The sequence below is a fragment of the Thauera aromatica K172 genome (genome assembly GCF_003030465.1).
Lineage (GTDB): Bacteria > Pseudomonadota > Gammaproteobacteria > Burkholderiales > Rhodocyclaceae > Thauera > Thauera aromatica.
Map to the genome: position 1 here is coordinate 3,391,279 of NZ_CP028339.1, position 16,572 is coordinate 3,407,850.

Annotated in this window: 16 protein-coding genes; 1 reads left to right on the forward strand and 15 read right to left on the reverse strand. The window is 69.1% G+C overall.

Going from position 1 to position 16,572, the window contains the following annotated elements:
- Positions 1-13: 13 nt before the first annotated feature.
- The 6 genes from Tharo_RS15935 to Tharo_RS15960 all read right to left on the reverse strand — a co-directional run bounded on the left by Tharo_RS15935 (position 14) and on the right by Tharo_RS15960 (position 5,323).
- A complete protein-coding gene (locus tag Tharo_RS15935) occupies positions 14-913 on the reverse strand; it encodes an LOG family protein (RefSeq protein ID WP_107222045.1) in 900 nt (299 codons plus the stop codon).
- Positions 914-971: 58 nt separating this feature from the next.
- A complete protein-coding gene (modC, locus tag Tharo_RS15940) occupies positions 972-2,057 on the reverse strand; it encodes a molybdenum ABC transporter ATP-binding protein (protein WP_107222046.1) in 1,086 nt (361 codons plus the stop codon).
- Position 2,058: 1 nt separating this feature from the next.
- Entirely contained in the window at positions 2,059-2,736 is a 678-nt protein-coding gene (gene modB, locus Tharo_RS15945; RefSeq protein ID WP_107222047.1) for a molybdate ABC transporter permease subunit, read from the reverse strand.
- Positions 2,737-2,743: 7 nt separating this feature from the next.
- Positions 2,744-3,493 carry a molybdate ABC transporter substrate-binding protein gene (gene modA / locus Tharo_RS15950; RefSeq protein WP_107222048.1) on the reverse strand — a complete coding sequence of 250 codons (750 nt, stop codon included), beginning with the start codon at positions 3,491-3,493 and terminating at the stop codon, positions 2,744-2,746.
- Positions 3,494-3,642: 149 nt separating this feature from the next.
- Positions 3,643-4,395 (reverse strand): SDR family NAD(P)-dependent oxidoreductase, encoded by a 753-nt coding sequence (locus tag Tharo_RS15955; RefSeq protein WP_107222049.1) that lies wholly within the window; start codon positions 4,393-4,395, stop codon positions 3,643-3,645.
- A gap of 91 nt (positions 4,396-4,486) precedes the next feature.
- On the reverse strand, positions 4,487-5,323 hold the full coding sequence (locus Tharo_RS15960; RefSeq protein WP_107222050.1) for a formate/nitrite transporter family protein: 837 nt from the start codon (positions 5,321-5,323) through the stop codon (positions 4,487-4,489).
- 214 nt (positions 5,324-5,537) lie between these two features.
- Between Tharo_RS15960 and Tharo_RS15965 the strand changes: the two genes are divergently transcribed.
- Positions 5,538-6,926 carry a sigma-54 interaction domain-containing protein gene (locus tag Tharo_RS15965; RefSeq protein WP_107222051.1) on the forward strand — a complete coding sequence of 463 codons (1,389 nt, stop codon included), beginning with the start codon at positions 5,538-5,540 and terminating at the stop codon, positions 6,924-6,926.
- A 70-nt stretch (positions 6,927-6,996) separates the two neighbouring features.
- On the opposite strand, the gene Tharo_RS15970 is transcribed toward Tharo_RS15965, so the two are convergent.
- From Tharo_RS15970 to Tharo_RS16010, 9 genes are all read right to left on the reverse strand, one after another.
- A complete protein-coding gene (locus Tharo_RS15970; protein WP_245880937.1) occupies positions 6,997-7,614 on the reverse strand; it encodes a hypothetical protein in 618 nt (205 codons plus the stop codon).
- 32 nt (positions 7,615-7,646) lie between these two features.
- Complete coding sequence (locus Tharo_RS15975; RefSeq protein ID WP_107222052.1) at positions 7,647-8,261, reverse strand: SCO family protein; 615 nt, start codon at positions 8,259-8,261, stop codon at positions 7,647-7,649.
- Complete coding sequence (locus tag Tharo_RS15980) at positions 8,258-9,763, reverse strand: cbb3-type cytochrome c oxidase subunit I (protein WP_107222053.1); 1,506 nt, start codon at positions 9,761-9,763, stop codon at positions 8,258-8,260. The genes Tharo_RS15975 and Tharo_RS15980 overlap by 4 nt, the downstream gene beginning before the upstream one ends.
- Before the next feature lie 3 nt (positions 9,764-9,766).
- The gene (locus tag Tharo_RS15985) at positions 9,767-10,303 is read right to left on the reverse strand and encodes a cupredoxin domain-containing protein (protein ID WP_245880938.1); all 537 of its coding nucleotides are present in this window, start codon (positions 10,301-10,303) and stop codon (positions 9,767-9,769) included.
- 167 nt (positions 10,304-10,470) lie between these two features.
- Positions 10,471-10,806, reverse strand: a complete 336-nt coding sequence (locus tag Tharo_RS15990; RefSeq protein WP_107222054.1) for a hypothetical protein — start codon at positions 10,804-10,806, stop codon at positions 10,471-10,473.
- 205 nt (positions 10,807-11,011) lie between these two features.
- Positions 11,012-11,617: an IMPACT family protein gene (locus tag Tharo_RS15995; RefSeq protein WP_107222055.1), complete on the reverse strand. Its 606-nt coding sequence runs from the start codon at positions 11,615-11,617 to the stop codon at positions 11,012-11,014.
- A 45-nt stretch (positions 11,618-11,662) separates the two neighbouring features.
- Complete coding sequence (locus tag Tharo_RS16000) at positions 11,663-12,013, reverse strand: DUF6883 domain-containing protein (RefSeq protein ID WP_107222056.1); 351 nt, start codon at positions 12,011-12,013, stop codon at positions 11,663-11,665.
- 2 nt (positions 12,014-12,015) lie between these two features.
- The gene (locus Tharo_RS16005) at positions 12,016-14,955 is read right to left on the reverse strand and encodes a DEAD/DEAH box helicase (RefSeq protein ID WP_107222057.1); all 2,940 of its coding nucleotides are present in this window, start codon (positions 14,953-14,955) and stop codon (positions 12,016-12,018) included.
- On the reverse strand, positions 14,946-16,514 hold the full coding sequence (locus tag Tharo_RS16010; protein ID WP_107222058.1) for a site-specific DNA-methyltransferase: 1,569 nt from the start codon (positions 16,512-16,514) through the stop codon (positions 14,946-14,948). Before Tharo_RS16010 ends, Tharo_RS16005 begins: the two co-directional genes overlap by 10 nt.
- Positions 16,515-16,572: the final 58 nt, after the last annotated feature.

The window sequence follows — 16,572 nt, forward strand, 5'->3', positions numbered from 1 at the left end:
CGGCCCGCCGCGCTCAGTTGCCTTTCATCTGGCGCGCCACCAGCGCCGGATTGTCGCCGCTGTAGGCGGCCTTGATCAGCGCCCAGGCTTCCTCGGCGGTTTCGGCATAGTGGAACAGCTCGACGTCCTGGGCGCTGATCACGCCGTGCTCGATGAGGACCTCGAAGTCGATCAGGCGCTGCCAGAAATCGCGCCCGATGAGCACGATCGGACGGCGGCGGATCTTGCGCGTCTGGGTCAGGGTCAGCACCTCGAACAGCTCGTCGAGGGTGCCGAAGCCGCCCGGAAAGCTCACCAGCGCCACCGCGCGCATCAGGAAGTGCATCTTGCGGATGGCGAAGTAGTGGAACTGGAAGCACAGCTCGGGGGTGATGTAGGGGTTGGGCGCCTCCTCGAAGGGCAGGAAGATGCTCATTCCCATGCTCCGTCCGCCGGCCTCGAAGGCGCCGCGGTTGCCCGCTTCCATGATTCCCGGCCCGCCGCCGGTGGCGACGATCACCGGCTCGCCGAGGGCCTCGGACTCGCGCGTCACCAGCTCGCCGAAGCGGCGCGCCTCCTCGTACCAGCGCGCGTTGTTCACCATCTGCCGGGCGCGGCGGATCGCCTCCTCGTCGCCGCTCGCCACCGCGTCGGCGAGCAGCGCGGCGGCGACCTCGGGGGCCTTGAAGCGGGCGCTGCCGAACACCACCACGCTCGACTCCACTCCCTGCTCCTGCTGGATCAGCTCGGCCTTCAGCAGCTCGAGCTGGAGGCGCACCGGACGCAGCTCCTCGCGCAGCAGGAACTCGGTGTCGGTAAACGCCATGCGAAAGGCGCTGCCCGGACCGTCATAGCGGCCGTGGGGCTGGACCGCGCGGGCCTCGTCTTCGGCGGAGGGGAAGTTGCGGGCGCGGAGGTGGGGTTTTTCACTCATCGACAAAGGCTCTCGGTTGATTGCGGGGCGTGCATCATCGCATCCTCGCCCCGTTTTGCTACAGCAGTGCCACCGACTTGATCTGCGCCCACAGCGTGCGCCCCGGGCGCACCATCAGCTGCTCGCTCGAGCGCCGGGTGATGCGCGCGAGCAGCGGCGTGCCGCCGGCGTCCAGGCGGATGAGGACATGGGCGGGGGTGTCGGCGCCGACGATCTCCTGCACCGTGACCGACAGCAGGTTGAGGATGCTGCTGCCCTCGACGCGGTGATCGGCGAGGCTGACGTCGCGCGCATGGACCCGGAAACGCATCCGCTGCCCCGGCGCCGCCCCCTGGCGGGCGACGAACACCGCGCCGCCGGGGAAGTCGAGCCGGGTCAGGTGGTAGTGCTCGTCGTGCTCGGCGACGATACCGTCGATGACCACCCCCGCATCCTCGGTGAACGCAGTGGGCAGGTCGAGGCGCGCCATCGTCGCGTGCAGTTCGCCGGACGCCATCACCCGGCCCTCGCCCAGCATCACCACATGGTCGGCGAGGCGCACCACTTCCTCGGGGGAGTGGCTGACGTACAGCACCGGGATGTCGAGTTCGTCGTGCAGGCGTTCGAGGTAGGGCAGGATCTCCTGCTTGCGCCGCGGGTCGAGCGCGGCCAGCGGCTCGTCCATCAGCAGGATGCGCGGGCTGGTGAGCAGCGCGCGCGCCATTCCCACGCGCTGGCGCTCGCCGCCCGAGAGGTGGGCGGGCATGCGTTCGAGGAGGGCGTCGATGCCGAGCAGGGCGGTGGCCTGGGCGAACGACACCCGGCGCGCGGCGGGCGGGATCCGGCGCAGGCCGAACTCGAGGTTGCGCCGCACCGACAGGTGGGGAAACAGGCTCGCCTCCTGGAACACGTAGCCCAGCGCGCGGCGGTGGGTGGGCACGCACACCCCGCGCGCGCTGTCCTGCCAGCATTCGCCGTTGACCGTCAGCCGCCCCTGCGCCGCCGGCTCCAGCCCGGCGACGCAGCGCAGCAGGGTGGTCTTGCCCGAACCGGAATGGCCGAACAGCGCGCTCACTCCGCGCCCCGGCAGCACCAGATCGACGTCGAGGGTGAACCCCGGGTAGGCGACCCGGAAGCGCGCTTCGATGCGGGCGTCGATGCCCATCTCAGCTCCAGCCCGGGCGCAGGCGCCGGCTCGAATACAGCAACAGCAGCACGATGAAGGCAAACGCCACCATGCCGCCCGCCAGCCAGTGCGCCTGGGCGTATTCGAGGGCCTCGACGTGGTCGTAGATCTGCACCGAGACCACCCGGGTACGCTCCGGGATGTTGCCGCCGATCATCAGCACCACGCCGAACTCGCCCACGGTGTGAGCAAAACCGAGCACCGCGGCGGTGACGAAGCCGGGGCGGGCGAGCGGCAGGACGACGCTGAAGAAGCTGTCCCACGGCCCCGCGCGCAAGGTGGCGGCGGCTTCCAGCGGGCGCCGCCCGACGGCCTCGAAGGCCTGGCGCAGGGGCTGGACGACGAAGGGCAGCGAATAGATCACCGAGCCCACCACCAGCCCGGCGAAAGTGAATGGCAGCGTGCCCAGGCCGAGCGCGGTAGTGAAGCGCCCGATCGGCCCCTCCGGCCCCATCGCCACCAGCAGGTAGAAGCCGAGCACGGTCGGCGGCAGCACCAGCGGCAGCGCCACCACCGCGTCAATCGGCGCCTTCCAGCGCGACGGGGTGGTCGCCAGCCACCACGCCAGCGGAGTGCACAGTAGCAGCAGGATCGCGGTGGACAGCGCGGACAGCTCCAGCGTCAGGCGGATCGCGGCGAGGTCGGTGGCGTCGAGCATCGGCGCGTCAGAAACGGTAGCCGTAACCGCGGATCAGCGCGCGCGCAGCATCTCCGCGCAGATAATCGAGGAGCGCGGCGGCGGCCGGGTTGTCCGCGCCGCGCTCGAGCATCACCGCATCCTGGCGGAGCGGAGCGTACAGGTCGGCCGGCACCTGCCAGGCCGAGCCGCCGGTGAGCTTGTCGTCGGCCATCACCTGGGAGAGGGCGACGAAACCGAGCTCGGCATTGCCCGAGGCGACGAACTGATAGGTCTGGCCAATGTTCTCGCCGCTCACCAGGCGGGGCGCGAGCGCATCGGCGAGGCCGAGCGCCGCCAGCACCTGGGCCGCGGCCGCGCCATAGGGCGCAGTACGCGGGCTGGCCACGGCGAGATGGGCGAAACCGCCGCGGCGCAGGATCGCCCCTTCGGCGTCGACGTACTCCGCGCGCGGCGACCACAGCACCAGCTGGCCGATCGCGTAGGTGAAGCGCGTCCCCGCCACCGCGCGGCCTTCGGCCTCGAGGCGCGCAGGCGTGGTCTCGTCGGCCGCGAGCAGGACCTCGAACGGCGCGCCGCTGCGGATCTGGGCGTAGAACTTGCCCGTGGCGCCGGAGGCCAGGCGCGCGCGGTGGCCGGTGTCGCGCTCGAAGGCGGCGGCGATGCGCTGCATCGGCGCAAGGAAGTTGGACGCCACCGCCACCTGCACTTCGGCCGCCTGCACCGGGAAGGGCAGGAAAATGGCAGCGAGGACGGCGGCGAGGGGGCGCAGGAGCATCGATTTCCTTCAGCAGCAGGCGGGGCGGGCCGGCAAGGGCAGCCCCGCTTTTACTTCACTCCCCGCCATCGTGTAAAGCCGTCCGCACCCGCATTCGTACTTATCCCCGCACTCGCCCCCGCACCGCAGGCGGGCGCGGACGGCGCCGCTCAGCCCACCGTGTATCCGCCGTCGACGACGATCTCCTGGCCGTAGATGTTGCGCGCGTCATCGGAGGCGAGAAACACCGAAGTCGCGGCGATGTCTTCCGGGCGGCCGAAAGCGCCCGGCAGCAGGCGCGCGGTGAGGCTGTGCGCAACGTTGTCGAGCACGTCCGCAGGCAGCCCGACCGTGCCCCACAGCGGCGTGCCGATCGGCCCCGGGGCGATCGCATTGACCCGGATGCCCTGCGGCGCGAGCTCGGCCGCGAGCGTCTGGGTGATCGATTTCAGCGCCGCCTTGCTGGCGCTGTAGATCGCCAGCCCGGGAAAGCCGACCTGGGTCAGGAAGGTGCTGATGAACTGCACCGAGCCGCCCTTGCGCAGATGCGGCAGCAGGCGGCGGACGGTCTCGACCGCACCGAACAGGTTCACCGAGAACTGGGTGTCGAAAGCTTCGGGCGTGCTGTCCTCGAAGGACACGACCCGGGCGATGCCGGCATTCGGCACCACGATGTCGACGCCGCCGAAGGCCTTCACCGCCTCGTCGGCGAGGCGCTGCAGGTCGGCGGGGCGGGTGACGTCGCCGCTGACGGCGAGCACCGCCCCCGGATGGGCGGCGGCGAGCGCCTCGAGCGCCGCCCGGTTGCGGGCAAAGGCGACCACCTTCGCTCCCGCGGCGACGTAGTGTTCGACGATCGCACGGCCGATGCCGCTGCTTGCGCCGGTGATCACGGCAGTTTTTCCTGCCAGCCTGTGGTCCATGATGTGCTCCTTCAAAATGGGAAAATCGACCTCCGCCGAGGCAAGCTTTCGACCTGCCCCCGCCCCCTATCGTGCCCTACGCCGGGCGCGGTTACAGCGTCTCTTCGGCGAGTACGGCCGGCTCCGCATCCGGCGCCGCGGCCGGATGGCCGAAATGCAGCAGCAGCCCGGTGAGCACGACACCGCCGATCAGGTTGCCGACCGTGACCGGAAGCTGGTTCCACCACAGCCACTGGCCGACGCCGATGTCGGCGCCGAGGGCGATCGCGGTCGGCACGACGAACATATTGACCACCGAATGCTCGAGCCCGAGCCCGAAAAACATCGAGATCGGCAGCCAGACCGCGGTGACCTTGCCGATCGACGAAGTCGAACCGAGGCCGAGCACGGTGCCGAGCGCCACCATCCAGTTGCACAGCACGCCGCTGACGAGCGCGGTGAACCAGCCGCTGGCGCCGGCGTGCTGGTAGGCCAGCGTCTTCGCTTCGGCGACGGCGACGATCCTCGCTCCGAGCGCACCCGCGCTCTCGGTGAAGCCCTTGGTCAGGGCGAAGGTGAGCAGGCCGCCGACGAAGACGCTGCCGAGGAAGTTGGCCAGATAGACCCAGCTCCAGTTGCGCACCACCGCGCCGCGCCGGTTGCTGCCGCGCGCCAGGCCGAACGGCAGGACGGCGAAGTTGCCGGTGGCCAGTTCGAGCCCGAGCAGCACGATGATCGCCGAGCCGGCGGGAAACACCGCCGCCGACACCAGGGTGGCGACCCCTGCCGGCAGGCCCTCGGACACGGTAAAGGCGAAGGCCGTGGCGTAGGCGAACAGCGCACCGGAAAGAAAGCCTTTGAGCAGCATCCCGGCGATGCTCAGCGCGGCCTTGTTGCGGCTGGTCGCTGCGATCTCGTCCATCAACCGGGAGGAAGAAAAATGGTCCATCGCGATTTCTCCGCGAACATTGTTTGAGCGTTACATCATCCTGTGACGCAAATTCCGTACCAATTTTGCAATTCACTGTTTTTATTGAAAAACAAATTCATCCGCGGTGAACGCGACCGTCCACCCCAGCGTTAACGTCCACCATAAACGTTCAACTTGCGTCCACAATGAACGTCCGCTACACTGCGCCCACCGTCCCCGAAGGAAAGGCCCGATGTCCGATTTCCTGATGAGCAGCAGCTTTTTGAACTCCCTGGAAGAAGGCGTGCTGCTGCTCGACGCCCAGCTCGGCATCCTCGCCAACAACGAGGCGGCGAGCGCGATGCTCCAGCGCGAAAGCCGCGAGCTCGTCGGCCGCCCCTGTCCGTCGCTGTTCCCCGCCATGCCCTGCGCCCACCACTGCAGAACGAGCGGCCTGTGCACGCTGACGCCGGACGACGGCGAGGAGCGCAAGATCCAGGACGTGCTGATCAAAAACGCCGACGGCCGCGAACGTGCCCTGCGGGTGTGGGCGATGCGGGTGCCGCACAACGCCGCCGGCGTGCATTGCACGATCATCCTGCGCGACTGCTCGCGCGAGCGCGAACTCGAAGCCGAAGTGCGCGAGCACTGGCAGCTCGGCGGCCTGACCGGGCGCAGCGTGCAGATGCAGGACCTCTACCAGAAGATCCTGCGCGCCGCGGCGAGCGATGCGAGCGTGCTGATCAGCGGCGAAAGCGGCGTCGGCAAGGAGCTCGCCGCACGCGCGCTGCACGACAATTCGCCGCGCGCGGGCGGCCCCTACGTCGCCGTCCACTGCGCCGCCCTGCCCGAGACGCTGCAGGAAACCGAACTGTTCGGCCATTCGCGCGGCGCCTTCTCCGGCGCCCTGACGGCCCGCACCGGGCGGTTCGAGGCGGCCCACGGCGGCACCCTGTTCCTCGATGAAATCGGCGAGATCTCGCCCGCCACCCAGGTCAAGCTGCTGCGCGTGCTGCAGGAGCGCGAAATCGTGCGCGTGGGCGAAAACGAAGCGCGCAAGGTCGATGTGCGGATCATCGCCGCCACCCACCGCGACCTCAAGGCGATGATCGCCCAAGGCCTGTTCCGCGAGGACCTCTACTACCGCCTGTGCGTGCTGCCGCTGCACATTCCGGCGCTGCGCGAGCGGCGCGAGGACATCCCCCTGCTCGTCGGCAACATGCTGGCGACCCTGGCCGCCCGTTACGCCCGCCCCCCGCTGCGCCTGTCCCCGGAAGCGATGCGCCGGCTGGAGGCCTTCGACTGGCCCGGCAACGCCCGCCAGCTGTTCAACTGCCTCGAGTACGCGGTGGTGCAGTCCGATGGCGCCCTGATCCCGCCCGAAAGCCTGCCGCCGGAACTGGCCGCGCTCTCTGCCGCCGCCCCGGCGGCGGACAGCGCACCGATCCGCCCCCCGCCCGCCAAACCCCTGACCCGCTATTACGCGCCGCCGCCGTCCGCGGACGAGGAGCGCGCCGCGATCCGCGACGCCCTCCGCGCCGCCGGCGGCAACAAGGCCGAAGCCGCACGCCGTCTGGGCATTTCGCGCACCACGCTGTGGAAGCGGCTGGCCCGCTACCCCGAGCTCGATTCCGCGCGCTGAGTTGCTCGTTCCGGGCCGGTCGTTCCAGGCCGTCGGTCCGGGCCGGCCGCAGCGCGCCGGAGCGGATCGCTCAGGCCGGCTGCCCGTCGGCGCCGCGCCCGGGAGCGGCGCACGGCGGACGCCGGCCGGCGAACAGCCCGCCCAGCCAGAAGGCGAACAGCAGCAGCGCGAGCCCGATCATCCACCAGCCGACGCGCGCCTGCTCATCGACCCGGTAGGTGTTGCACACCCGCAGCGGGGCGGCGAGGTACAGCCAGCCGGTGAACCCGAGCATGCTGATCAGGTTGGTCCAGATGAAGCCCCGGCCGATCAGGCCGAGCCGCTCCCAGGCGAGTGCGAGCGGCAGGCCGACGAGCAGCGGCAGGCTGGAGAACTTGGCGAGCGCGGCAAGCGGATCGAGCACCGCCGCATCCAGCGCCCGCGGCAGCATCCAGTAGGTGGACGCAAACACGGCAGCGAGCAGGCAGGCGAGCGGCCCGCCCAGCGCCGCCCGCAGCGCGGCCCGGCGCGGCGCCGGCAGCAGCAGGCCGGCGCACACCCCGAGTGCGGCCAGCAGCGGGATCTGGATCAGCATGTGGCCGACCATCGACGCTTCCAGCCAGGCGCGTGCCGGCGGCAGGGCGAGCGCCAGATAGACGGCGGCGAGCGCGACCGCCGCCGGCTTGCGGGGAATGCGCCACGAACTCACAGCCGGATTTACAGCCGGATTTACAGCCGGACTCACAGCCGGGCTCCGAGCGCGGCGACGAACGGCGCCACCGCGTCGAGGTCGCGGATCTCCTCGAGCCGGCCGTCGCGGCCGACGAGGTGCAGCGCGGCGTTGTGCTCGAAACCCCCGAACGCATCGGGAATCACGACGACGCCGAACGCGGCGAGCAGCGCGCGCAGGCCGTCGGCATCGGCCGGGCGCGCGATCCGCCAGTGCCCGCCGTCCGCACCGAAGCGGCGACCGTAGTCGCGCAGGCGGGCGGGCGCGTCGTGCCCCGGATCGAAGCTGATGCTCAGCAGCGCGAACTCACGCCCGAGGGCAGCGGCCGGCACCTGGTCGCGGATCTGCCTGAAGGCGGTGCCCAGGCTGTAGCAGATCGTCTCGCAGCGAGTGTAGATGAACTCCACCGCGAGCAGCCGCCCGCGGTAGTCCTGCAGCGTGAACCGCCGGCCGTCCTGGTCTTCGAGGGCGACGGCCGGCAGCGGGCGCGGATTTTCCAGCACGCTCAGGCGGCGCGCCGCCTCGCTGGTGAAGGCAGTGAAGCCGTCGCTGCCCCACCACAGGGTGGCGGTCCCGAGCGCGGCGACCCCCACCGCGGCAGCGAAATTCCGCGCCCCGGACTTCATACCGTGACCACTCCGGCCGGCACGCTCGCCCGCATGTGGCTGCTGCCGGCATGGCCCAGGCGGGCCAGGAAGCGCAGCACGAAGACCAGCGCCGCGGCGATGATCAGCGCCGCGAACAACGAGCCGGCGCGGTCGTACGGCACCCATTCAGGCAGATGCTCGGCGTAGCGGCGGGCAACGCTTTCCTTGCCCGAATAAAGGAAGGTCAGCGTGAACCCGAGCGAACCGACCAGATAGGCCCAGTAGGCGAGGCGATCGAGGGCCGACTCGGCCGCACCCGCACCCGCCCCATCCTTCGCCGGCTTGGTCAGGTAGTACATGAAGCCGAACAGCATCGACACCATGCCGAGCAGCAGGTAGGTGTGGAAATGCCCCGGCACCCACAGGGTGTTGTGCATCACGTAGTTGACCCGGATCGTGCCGTCGATGAAGGCCGGCATCGCCCCCGCCGCCCACCCCAGCATCGACAGGAACAGCAGCCGCGTGCCCATGTCCCAGCGGATCCCCGAGCGGTACACGATCATCAGCGCGCCGTAGCCGGTCACCACCAGGATCGGCACCGTGTTCAGGTAGCCGATGATGTGGCCCACCATCAGCATCCACTTCGGGAAGCCGAAATCCATCAGCAGGTGGTGCGGGAAGATGAACATCACCATCAGCGTCGACGCCGTCCACGAGGCGAGGAAGACCTTGTTCGACTTCCACGGCCGGCGCGTGTAGCGCGGCAGGATCTCGTACACCGCGATCACCGCCATGTAGATGGTGGCGTTGATGAAGACGTGACCAAAGAAGTAGATCATGCCCTTCGCCAGCAGCGGATCGATGGCGAACCCGGGCGCGTAGAGATTGACCAGCATCATCGCCAGGATGCTGGCGCCGACGACCAGGCCGACGACGTTGACGATGGTCACCATTGCGCTCGCGACCACGGTCGGCGGCGGGGCGTTGCCGTCGTCGGTGCCGAACAGCTGGGGCCAGCCCAGGGCGCGGGCGAAGCTGCCGTAGCGGGCGATGAGCGCGCGCGCGATGTCGAGGTGGAAGAGCAGGAAGCCGGTGCCGATGACCAGCATCCCGGCGAGGAACAGCGCCGCCGCCCCGGTGCTCCACAAGCCCATCGAATGGCTGGGCAGCGGATACAGGAAGGTCCACGCGGCGTGGAAATTGCCCAGGAAGACGCTGCCCAGGACCATCGCCACCCCGATCAGGAACAGCACCAGATTGACCAGCAGCAGGCGCGCCGAGAGCGCGACGTAGTGGCCGAGGAAATGCCACATCACCGCCGCACCGCCGATGCCGGCAATCCCGACCATGCCGGCGCCATGGACGGTCATGAGCTGGTAGAACCCGTTCGGGCCGAGCTCGATCAGCTCCCCCTGCTCCAGCCGCATCAACAGGCCGAACACCATCAGCAGCAGCAGGACCGCCGCCGCGGTCACCAGGTAGGCGAGCACGCCGGCCTTCGCGCCGTGGTCCGGCGCGGGATGATAGTTGTAGGCTGCCATCGCTCAGCTCCTTTCTTCGACGGTAAATTCGGCGAACATGTTGTGGTGGCCGAGGCCGCAGTACTCAAGGCACAGCACGCGGTAGGTGCCGGGCCGGGTAAAGGTGTGGCGCAAGGTGTTGGTGAGCCCGGGCATCGCCTGCACCTGGGCGACGATCTTCAGTTCTTCGTCGTAGATCGCGAAGCCGTGGTTGATGTCGGCGCTGCGGACGCGGAACTCCACCGGCCGGCCGGCCTCGATGCGCTCCTCGCTCAGTTCCCAACGCCACATGTAGCCAGTGGCGTCGACCACCTGGGCCTCGCCGCCGGCCTGCGCGGGGCGGACCGCGTCATACGGCAGGTCGCTCAGGGTGAGCACCATCGGCACCCCGAACACCGCCACCAGCCCCCAGAACAAGCGCGCCCGCAAACGGTAGGCGCGCTGTTGCAGCGGGGCGTAATTCTCTTCGCGCGCGCCCGAATTGAGCAGCACGAAGCCCCAGCCGAGGCCGACCACGGCCATCAGCACCAGCGAGATGATCCAGACAATGTCTTGCAGCATGTTTTCTCCCCTTTCCTCGATTTCAGGCGTGGTCCCGCCACGCGCCCCGCTCACTGCCCCGGTGGCGCCCGCTCGCCGGGCGGCGAGCGGAGTGCACCGATCCGGGCCGGCCTGGCGGGATCGCGGGCCGGGTGGCGCGTGGCGCCATCACCGGCCTGGTCCGGCACTCAGTGCCCGGGCGCATACATCGCCTCGAACACCTTCACCGAATCCGGCGTCGGGACATATTCGTAGGCCTGGTAGCGGCCCTTGACGAGCACCGCCTGGCCCGGCGCGACGAAGTACTCGGCGATATCGTTGCCGTCGGGATTGCCTTCGGAAACCACGCCGTGGCCGGTGCGGACGAGCACTTTCAGGGTGGTCTGCCCCTGGTTGGTCAGTTCCACCAGGCGCTCGGCGCCGAGCGTGACGATTGCCTCGGAAGTCACGATCTTGGCCTGGGCCGGCGCAGCGGCGGCGATGGCGAGGACGAGCGCGGGGATGGTCAGGAATTGCTTTTTCATTGTGAGCCTCTCTAAGTTTGTCGATAAGCAGCGCACCATGCACTGCTTACATCACCTTATGAGGCAAATTCCGTACCACTTTTGCAACTTGCTGTTTTTATTGAAAACAAAATTCACCGCGGGGAAGTGCGACCGTTTACTACGGCCGTTACGTCCATTATGAACGTTCATATTTCGTCCGCAATGAACATCCGTTACGCTGCGCCTACCGTCCCGGAAGATCCTTGTCCGCCTGCCAGCGCACCCGCCCCTGGCCGGCCTCGTTCAGGCGTGCCACCAGCGCTGCGGCCGCATCCTCGGCCAGGCTGAAGCACAGCTCGACTTCGGCCCCGTGCACCACCTCCAGCCCCTGCGCACCGGCGGCATCGAGCTCGCGCCGCAGCAGGCCTTCGAGCGCATAGGGAATGACGCAGCACAGCGTCTTGAGGCGCACGATCGGCACTTTTTCGGCCTGCAGCAGGGCCTGCGCCACCGCGTCGGTATACGCGCGCACGAGGCCGCCGGCCCCCAGCTTGACCCCGCCGAAGTAACGCACCACGGTGGCGAGCACGCCTTCGAGGTCCTTATGGCGGAGCACGTCGAGCATCGGCCGCCCGGCGGTGCCGCTCGGCTCGCCGTCATCGACCGCCGCCGACTGGCCGCCGGCGAGCAGCGCCCAGCACACGTGGCGCGCGCCCGGATGCTGCGCCCACAGCGCGGCCACCACCTTCTGCGCCCCGGCGCGGTCGGCCATCGGCTGCACGCAGCCGATGAAGCGGCTTTTCTTGATGATCAGTTCGCTATGGACGGGGGCGGCGAGCGTGAGCGGCATGGGGCGGGATTGTAGAGCAAGGGCGGGCAGGCTTCGCCAGCCCCCTCACACGGCAGGATAGGCGGTGACCAGCCGCGGACAGGCGGCACCCTTGCGCAACTCCCACACGGTGCGGATGCACGGCGCCGAGTCGTCCGGCATCGGTACCCGGCAGTCGATCTGAAACAGCCGCGCGCGCCCCTGCGGATCATCGCGCACGCCGACGACCGGATTACGCCGCGCGTGCTCGATCAGGATATTCGCGAAGGTTTCCCAGGCATCCGCACGCGCGCCGCGGGCAAGGAAGAAGCGCGCCTTCGGCCCGCCGTCCGGATGTGCGGTCGCGAGCAGGTAATCGAGCACCTTGCGGCGTTCGACCTGCGCACACTCCACCCCCGGCAACATCTCGGCGGCCATCCTCACGACACCCGGCGCAGCACGGCCGCAGCAGCGAAGACGACACCCATCGGGCCGGCCATCGCCCCGAATTCGACCGCATAGGCCGCACCACCGTCGTACACCGACACCACCGTGCCTTCGCTGCCCGCAGGCACCACACCACCGTCGAAACCGATGTCGACCCGCGCGACCACCCGGGCATGCTCCGGAATCGCGCACTCGCCAGCACCGATACAGGTACGCAACTGCTCGGCCACACCCCGCCCCTGTGCATCACGCTCGACCGCGAGCAGGAACAGGTTGCCGCTCAAACCCGCCCACAACTCGCCCACGCGCTGCTTTTCCACCGCGTCGTCCGAACTCTTGTAGCCCTCGCCCTTGTACTCGACTACCAGCAGGCGGCCGTCCTCGAGTTCGGCGACGAAGTCGGGGTAGAAGCGGTCGCTCGCGGTCGGTAGCCAGAACGAGAACTCCGGAAAGCGCGGCAGGTTGCGCACCCAGTGCCGCACCTCGGCCAGGCCATCGAGCGCGACCGCGCAGTGGTATTCGTGGTCGCTCTGGCGCGCCGCAGCCTCCTGCAGATCACCGACCACGCCGTAGTAGTGCTTGGCGAAGCGGTAACGCCCGGTGTAATACGGCGGGCGCGCCGGATACAGCCCACGGCCGAACACGAACACGTACTCGGCGCTGATGCAGGCCGGGGTCTCGAAACCGGTCAATACGCGCTGCAGGCCCTGGCGCTGGGCGTGCTCGCGCAGCACGCGCAAGCGTTCGGCGAGCGCATCGGCGAGCCGGTTGCGATGGCGCACCAGGGCGGTCAGCGTATGGCCTTCGTGGCGCTCCAGCCAGCGCAGCACGCGAACGAGCCAGGCGAGCATCTGCGGTTGCGGCGTACCCGGCTCGCGCAGGCGAGCGTCCAGCCAGTGCAGCAGGTCGGTCTCGCTCACCGTGGTCGGCACCAGATCCAGATTCACCGCGTAGCCGGCGCGTTCCTGTTCGATGCGCAGACGCCCGCGATCCAGATCCACCAGGTAGGCACCCGGCGCCTCGTCCGGGTGGAATCCGGGAAGTTCCGGCGGCTGCTCGGCCAGCGCGAAGCCGGCCAGATCGAGCAGCGTCTCGCGCTCGGCCAGTTCCAGCTCGCCTTGCGCATCGCGCACGCACAGCAGGGGCAGCGGGCGGAAGGCAACGCCGCGCTGCGAAGGCGAAGTGAATGCGCGGTGGCGAAGTTCGAAGCGGTCGAGCTCGTGCATCAACGCCTCGCGCGCCTTGCGCTCGGGCAACGCGCCAACCAGGGCGGCACGCAGCTCGGGCGGTGGCGGGGCATCGAGGCAGACGCGCAGATCACCATCGGGCCGCGTCTCGATGCGCAGCGCCGGCATCGCCGCCCCCCCATCGAGCGCGAACAGGCCGGCCGCCGCGGCCGCCGGTAGCACCAGCTCCAGCGCGGGCAAGGCGGGTGCGGACGGTTCGCCCTCCGCGCCCGCATCGCCAAACAGCGGCAAGCTGGTCGGGAACACCGCCTGCACCGCCTCCAGCTCCTCGAAGCCCATCGCCACCAGGCGGTCGGCGAGCTCCCCGGCCACGCGCGCGCTCTGCGTACTCGCCAGATGAGCGTAGGCGCGGTTGAGCAGTTCGCTGCGCCGCCGCTTCGCGTAGGGCATGCGCAGCACGCGGCCGAGCAGCTGCTCCATGTCGCGGCTCGAGCCGACGTTCTGCAGGCTGCAGAACACATAGGCGAAGGAGCAGTCCCACCCCTCCTTGAGCGCCTCGACGGTGATCACCACCTCCACCGGGCAGGCGGGATCGAACAGGTTCACGCCGTCCAGTTCGCGCTGCGTGCCGGTGGCGACCGCGATGCGCTCGGGGGCGACGTGCTCCTGCGTGATCAGATGTTCGCGCAGGCGCTCGACGGTGATCTCGCCGCGCTTGTCCTCGGCCTGCAGCAACAGGATCGGGCGCAGGTAATCGCCGCCCGCGGCCAGCTCGCGCGCGGCCTCCTCGGCGAGCCGGGTGCGGGTCAGCAGCGCATCACGTACCGCCTCCTCCCAGTTGGGATGGGCGCTGAGCACGATCGGCAGCTTGATCATCTCCTCGGCCTTCAGCTCCTCGGCCGAGACGTGATAGAGCACGTTGCTGCGGTGGCGGCCTTGGCGCACCGGCGTGGCGGTCATCTCGATCAGCGCCGCCGGGCGCAGGCGGGCGAAGCTGTCGTAGCTCAGCGGCGTGCGTGCGTTGTGCGCCTCGTCGATGATCACCACCGGGCGGTGCCAGTACATCAGGTTGGCGAAGCTGCGCTTGACCTTGCCCAGGTCGCCACACCCCAGGTAGGGCTGGGCCTCGAGATCGCGCTCGCCCACGCGCTCGAAGCCGGGCAGCTCGGGCGCACGCTCGAAGTGCGGCTCGAAGGCCTCCTTGTAGGCATAGACGTCGCGCCCCGAGGTGTCGTCCACGCGCAGGGCCTGCAGCGTGCCGACGATCACCAGCGCACGCGCGCCGATGTCCTGCGGGCGGATCTGGTCGCTGTCGGCGATGTCGAGCACGCGCACGCCATCCACGCCGAAATGCGCCTCCAGCGCCTCACGGTAGGGGTGGCCGGGGGTCTTCAGGGCGACAAGCGTCTGCTGGCGGATCACGTTGGTCGGCACCAGCCACAGCGCCAGCGGGCGGTCCTGCCCGGTGTAGTGGCGGGCCGCGGCGGCGAGCGCGTGCGCGCCGAGCAGGGTCTTGCCGCCGCCGGTGGGAATGCGCACGCACACGTAGGGTGTGGCCCCTTCGTCGCTGACGAAACCTTGCGCCAGATAGGGCGGGATCGTCTCCGCCGCGTGCTCCTGTTCAAGCAGGGTCTGGCGGAAGGCGGCGTCGAGCGCGGCCTCGTCGCGCGCGCCGCGGGCCAGGGTGAAGAAGCGCGCGAGCGCGGCGAGCGCCTCGCGCTGATAACGCTTGAGCGTCAGCGCCATGCCGGAGCCTCCTGCCGCGCGCGGATGTCATAGGGAATCTGGCGGAAATCGATACCGAGTGCACGGCGACGCAGCTCGGACAGGCGGCAGGCCTCGCCGAACACCACCCGCGGCGTCCCCGCCGCTACCCCGGCGCGTTCGGCCGTCTCGTCGAGCAGCGCCGCCACCGCCGAGGTCAGCACGTTGCCGCCCTGCGGCCGGCGGTCGCCGAGCACGCCGTTGAAGAGCAGGAAGTAGGCGCGCCCCTCGTGCACACCCAGCAGCGGCGAGACCGGCTGCGCGTCGACGAGCTCGGGCCGCCACGGCGTGCGCGTCTCCTGGTACCAGATCCACGCCGCCAGGGTGGTGAAGCCGATCTGCGGATCGACCTGGCCGTCGGGCAGGAACACCGGCGCGCCGAGGCGGGCAAAGCGCACCCCGCCGCCGCCCTGCCAGTCCACCGCCCTGGAGATCCCGCCCTGCTCTCCCGCGATCACCTTCTGCAGCCGCGGCAGGCAGTGGGTGCGCGCGTGCTCGCCCATCTCGATGCCGATGTAGCGCCGGCCCATCTTGTGCGCGACCGCGGCGGTCGTGCCCGAGCCGAGGAAGCTGTCGAGCACGAGGTCGCCGGGGTCAGTGGCGATGTGGAGAATGCGTTCGATCAAGCGCTCGGGTTTGGGAGTACCGAAGACTTCCGAACCAAACAGCCCGATCCCCTCCCGCTTGGCGTCCTGTGTATGCCCTACCTCGTCGTAATGCCACCAAGTCTGCGGCACAACTCCCTGCTTCACTTCCGAAAGAAACCGCTTGATCGCTGGCACGTTGTTTCCGTCCTTCCCCCACCAAATCCGGTTGTCGCGATCAAGTTCCTGCAACTTCTCCTTCGAAACTCGCCAGTACGTTCCCGGTGGGGGCCCCGACAATTCTCTCCCCGACGGGCAAGTGATGGAGTAAATGCCAAGGCTGTACGGGTTTCGAGCCGACAAGTCACCAGGTTTCCAAGGTCCGCGGGGGTCGCTGTCGGGATTACGGTAAGCCTTGTCCTGTTTCTCCGTCCGCGGCATTGGATTCGGCGTCCAAGCCTCGCCGTTCTTCGCATACACCAGTAAGTAATCGTGGTCTTCGGAGAAGTGGCGAGCACTCGACTTGGGTGAGTAGTTCTTCCGCCAAATCACCGTCGTCACAAAATTCCCCCGCCCGAACACCTCGTCCATCAACACCTTCAGGTAGTGCCCCTCGTTGTCGTCGATCGACACCCAGATGCTGCCGTCCTCGGCGAGCAGTTCGCGCAGCAGTTCCAGCCGCGGCGCCATCAGCGACAGCCACTGGCTGTGCTCGAGGTTGTCGTCGTAATGCTCGAAGGCGGAGCGGGTGTTGTAGGGCGGATCGATGTAGATGCACTTGACCCGCCCAGCATGGAAGGGGAGCAGCGCCTTGAGCGCCGCGAGGTTATCGCCCTGGATCAGCCAGTTGTCGGCCGCGGGCTCGCCGTGCACGGCTTCGATGTCGAGCAGATGGTAGGGCACGGCGGCGGCGGCCTGCAGGGCCTGGCGCTTGTTCAGCCAGTCGAGGATGGGCATGGGCGGAAAGTGTTCGCGTCAATGTTGATGTCATTGTAGCCGCAGCCGGCGGCGGCGC

Coding starts and splice junctions, on each gene's coding strand:
- modA (WP_107222048.1), bottom strand. CDS start 3,493: ATGCTCCTGCGCCCCCTCGCCGCCGTCCTCGCTGCCATTTTCCTGCCC.
- Tharo_RS15995 (WP_107222055.1), bottom strand. CDS start 11,617: ATGCCGCTCACGCTCGCCGCCCCCGTCCATAGCGAACTGATCATCAAG.
- Tharo_RS15935 (WP_107222045.1), bottom strand. CDS start 913: ATGAGTGAAAAACCCCACCTCCGCGCCCGCAACTTCCCCTCCGCCGAA.
- Tharo_RS15975 (WP_107222052.1), bottom strand. CDS start 8,261: ATGAAGTCCGGGGCGCGGAATTTCGCTGCCGCGGTGGGGGTCGCCGCG.
- Tharo_RS15955 (WP_107222049.1), bottom strand. CDS start 4,395: ATGGACCACAGGCTGGCAGGAAAAACTGCCGTGATCACCGGCGCAAGC.
- modB (WP_107222047.1), bottom strand. CDS start 2,736: ATGCTCGACGCCACCGACCTCGCCGCGATCCGCCTGACGCTGGAGCTG.
- Tharo_RS15990 (WP_107222054.1), bottom strand. CDS start 10,806: ATGAAAAAGCAATTCCTGACCATCCCCGCGCTCGTCCTCGCCATCGCC.
- Tharo_RS16000 (WP_107222056.1), bottom strand. CDS start 12,013: ATGGCCGCCGAGATGTTGCCGGGGGTGGAGTGTGCGCAGGTCGAACGC.
- Tharo_RS15980 (WP_107222053.1), bottom strand. CDS start 9,763: ATGGCAGCCTACAACTATCATCCCGCGCCGGACCACGGCGCGAAGGCC.
- Tharo_RS15985 (WP_245880938.1), bottom strand. CDS start 10,303: ATGCTGCAAGACATTGTCTGGATCATCTCGCTGGTGCTGATGGCCGTG.
- modC (WP_107222046.1), bottom strand. CDS start 2,057: ATGGGCATCGACGCCCGCATCGAAGCGCGCTTCCGGGTCGCCTACCCG.
- Tharo_RS15960 (WP_107222050.1), bottom strand. CDS start 5,323: ATGGACCATTTTTCTTCCTCCCGGTTGATGGACGAGATCGCAGCGACC.
- Tharo_RS15965 (WP_107222051.1), top strand. CDS start 5,538: ATGTCCGATTTCCTGATGAGCAGCAGCTTTTTGAACTCCCTGGAAGAA.
- Tharo_RS16010 (WP_107222058.1), bottom strand. CDS start 16,514: ATGCCCATCCTCGACTGGCTGAACAAGCGCCAGGCCCTGCAGGCCGCC.
- Tharo_RS16005 (WP_107222057.1), bottom strand. CDS start 14,955: ATGGCGCTGACGCTCAAGCGTTATCAGCGCGAGGCGCTCGCCGCGCTC.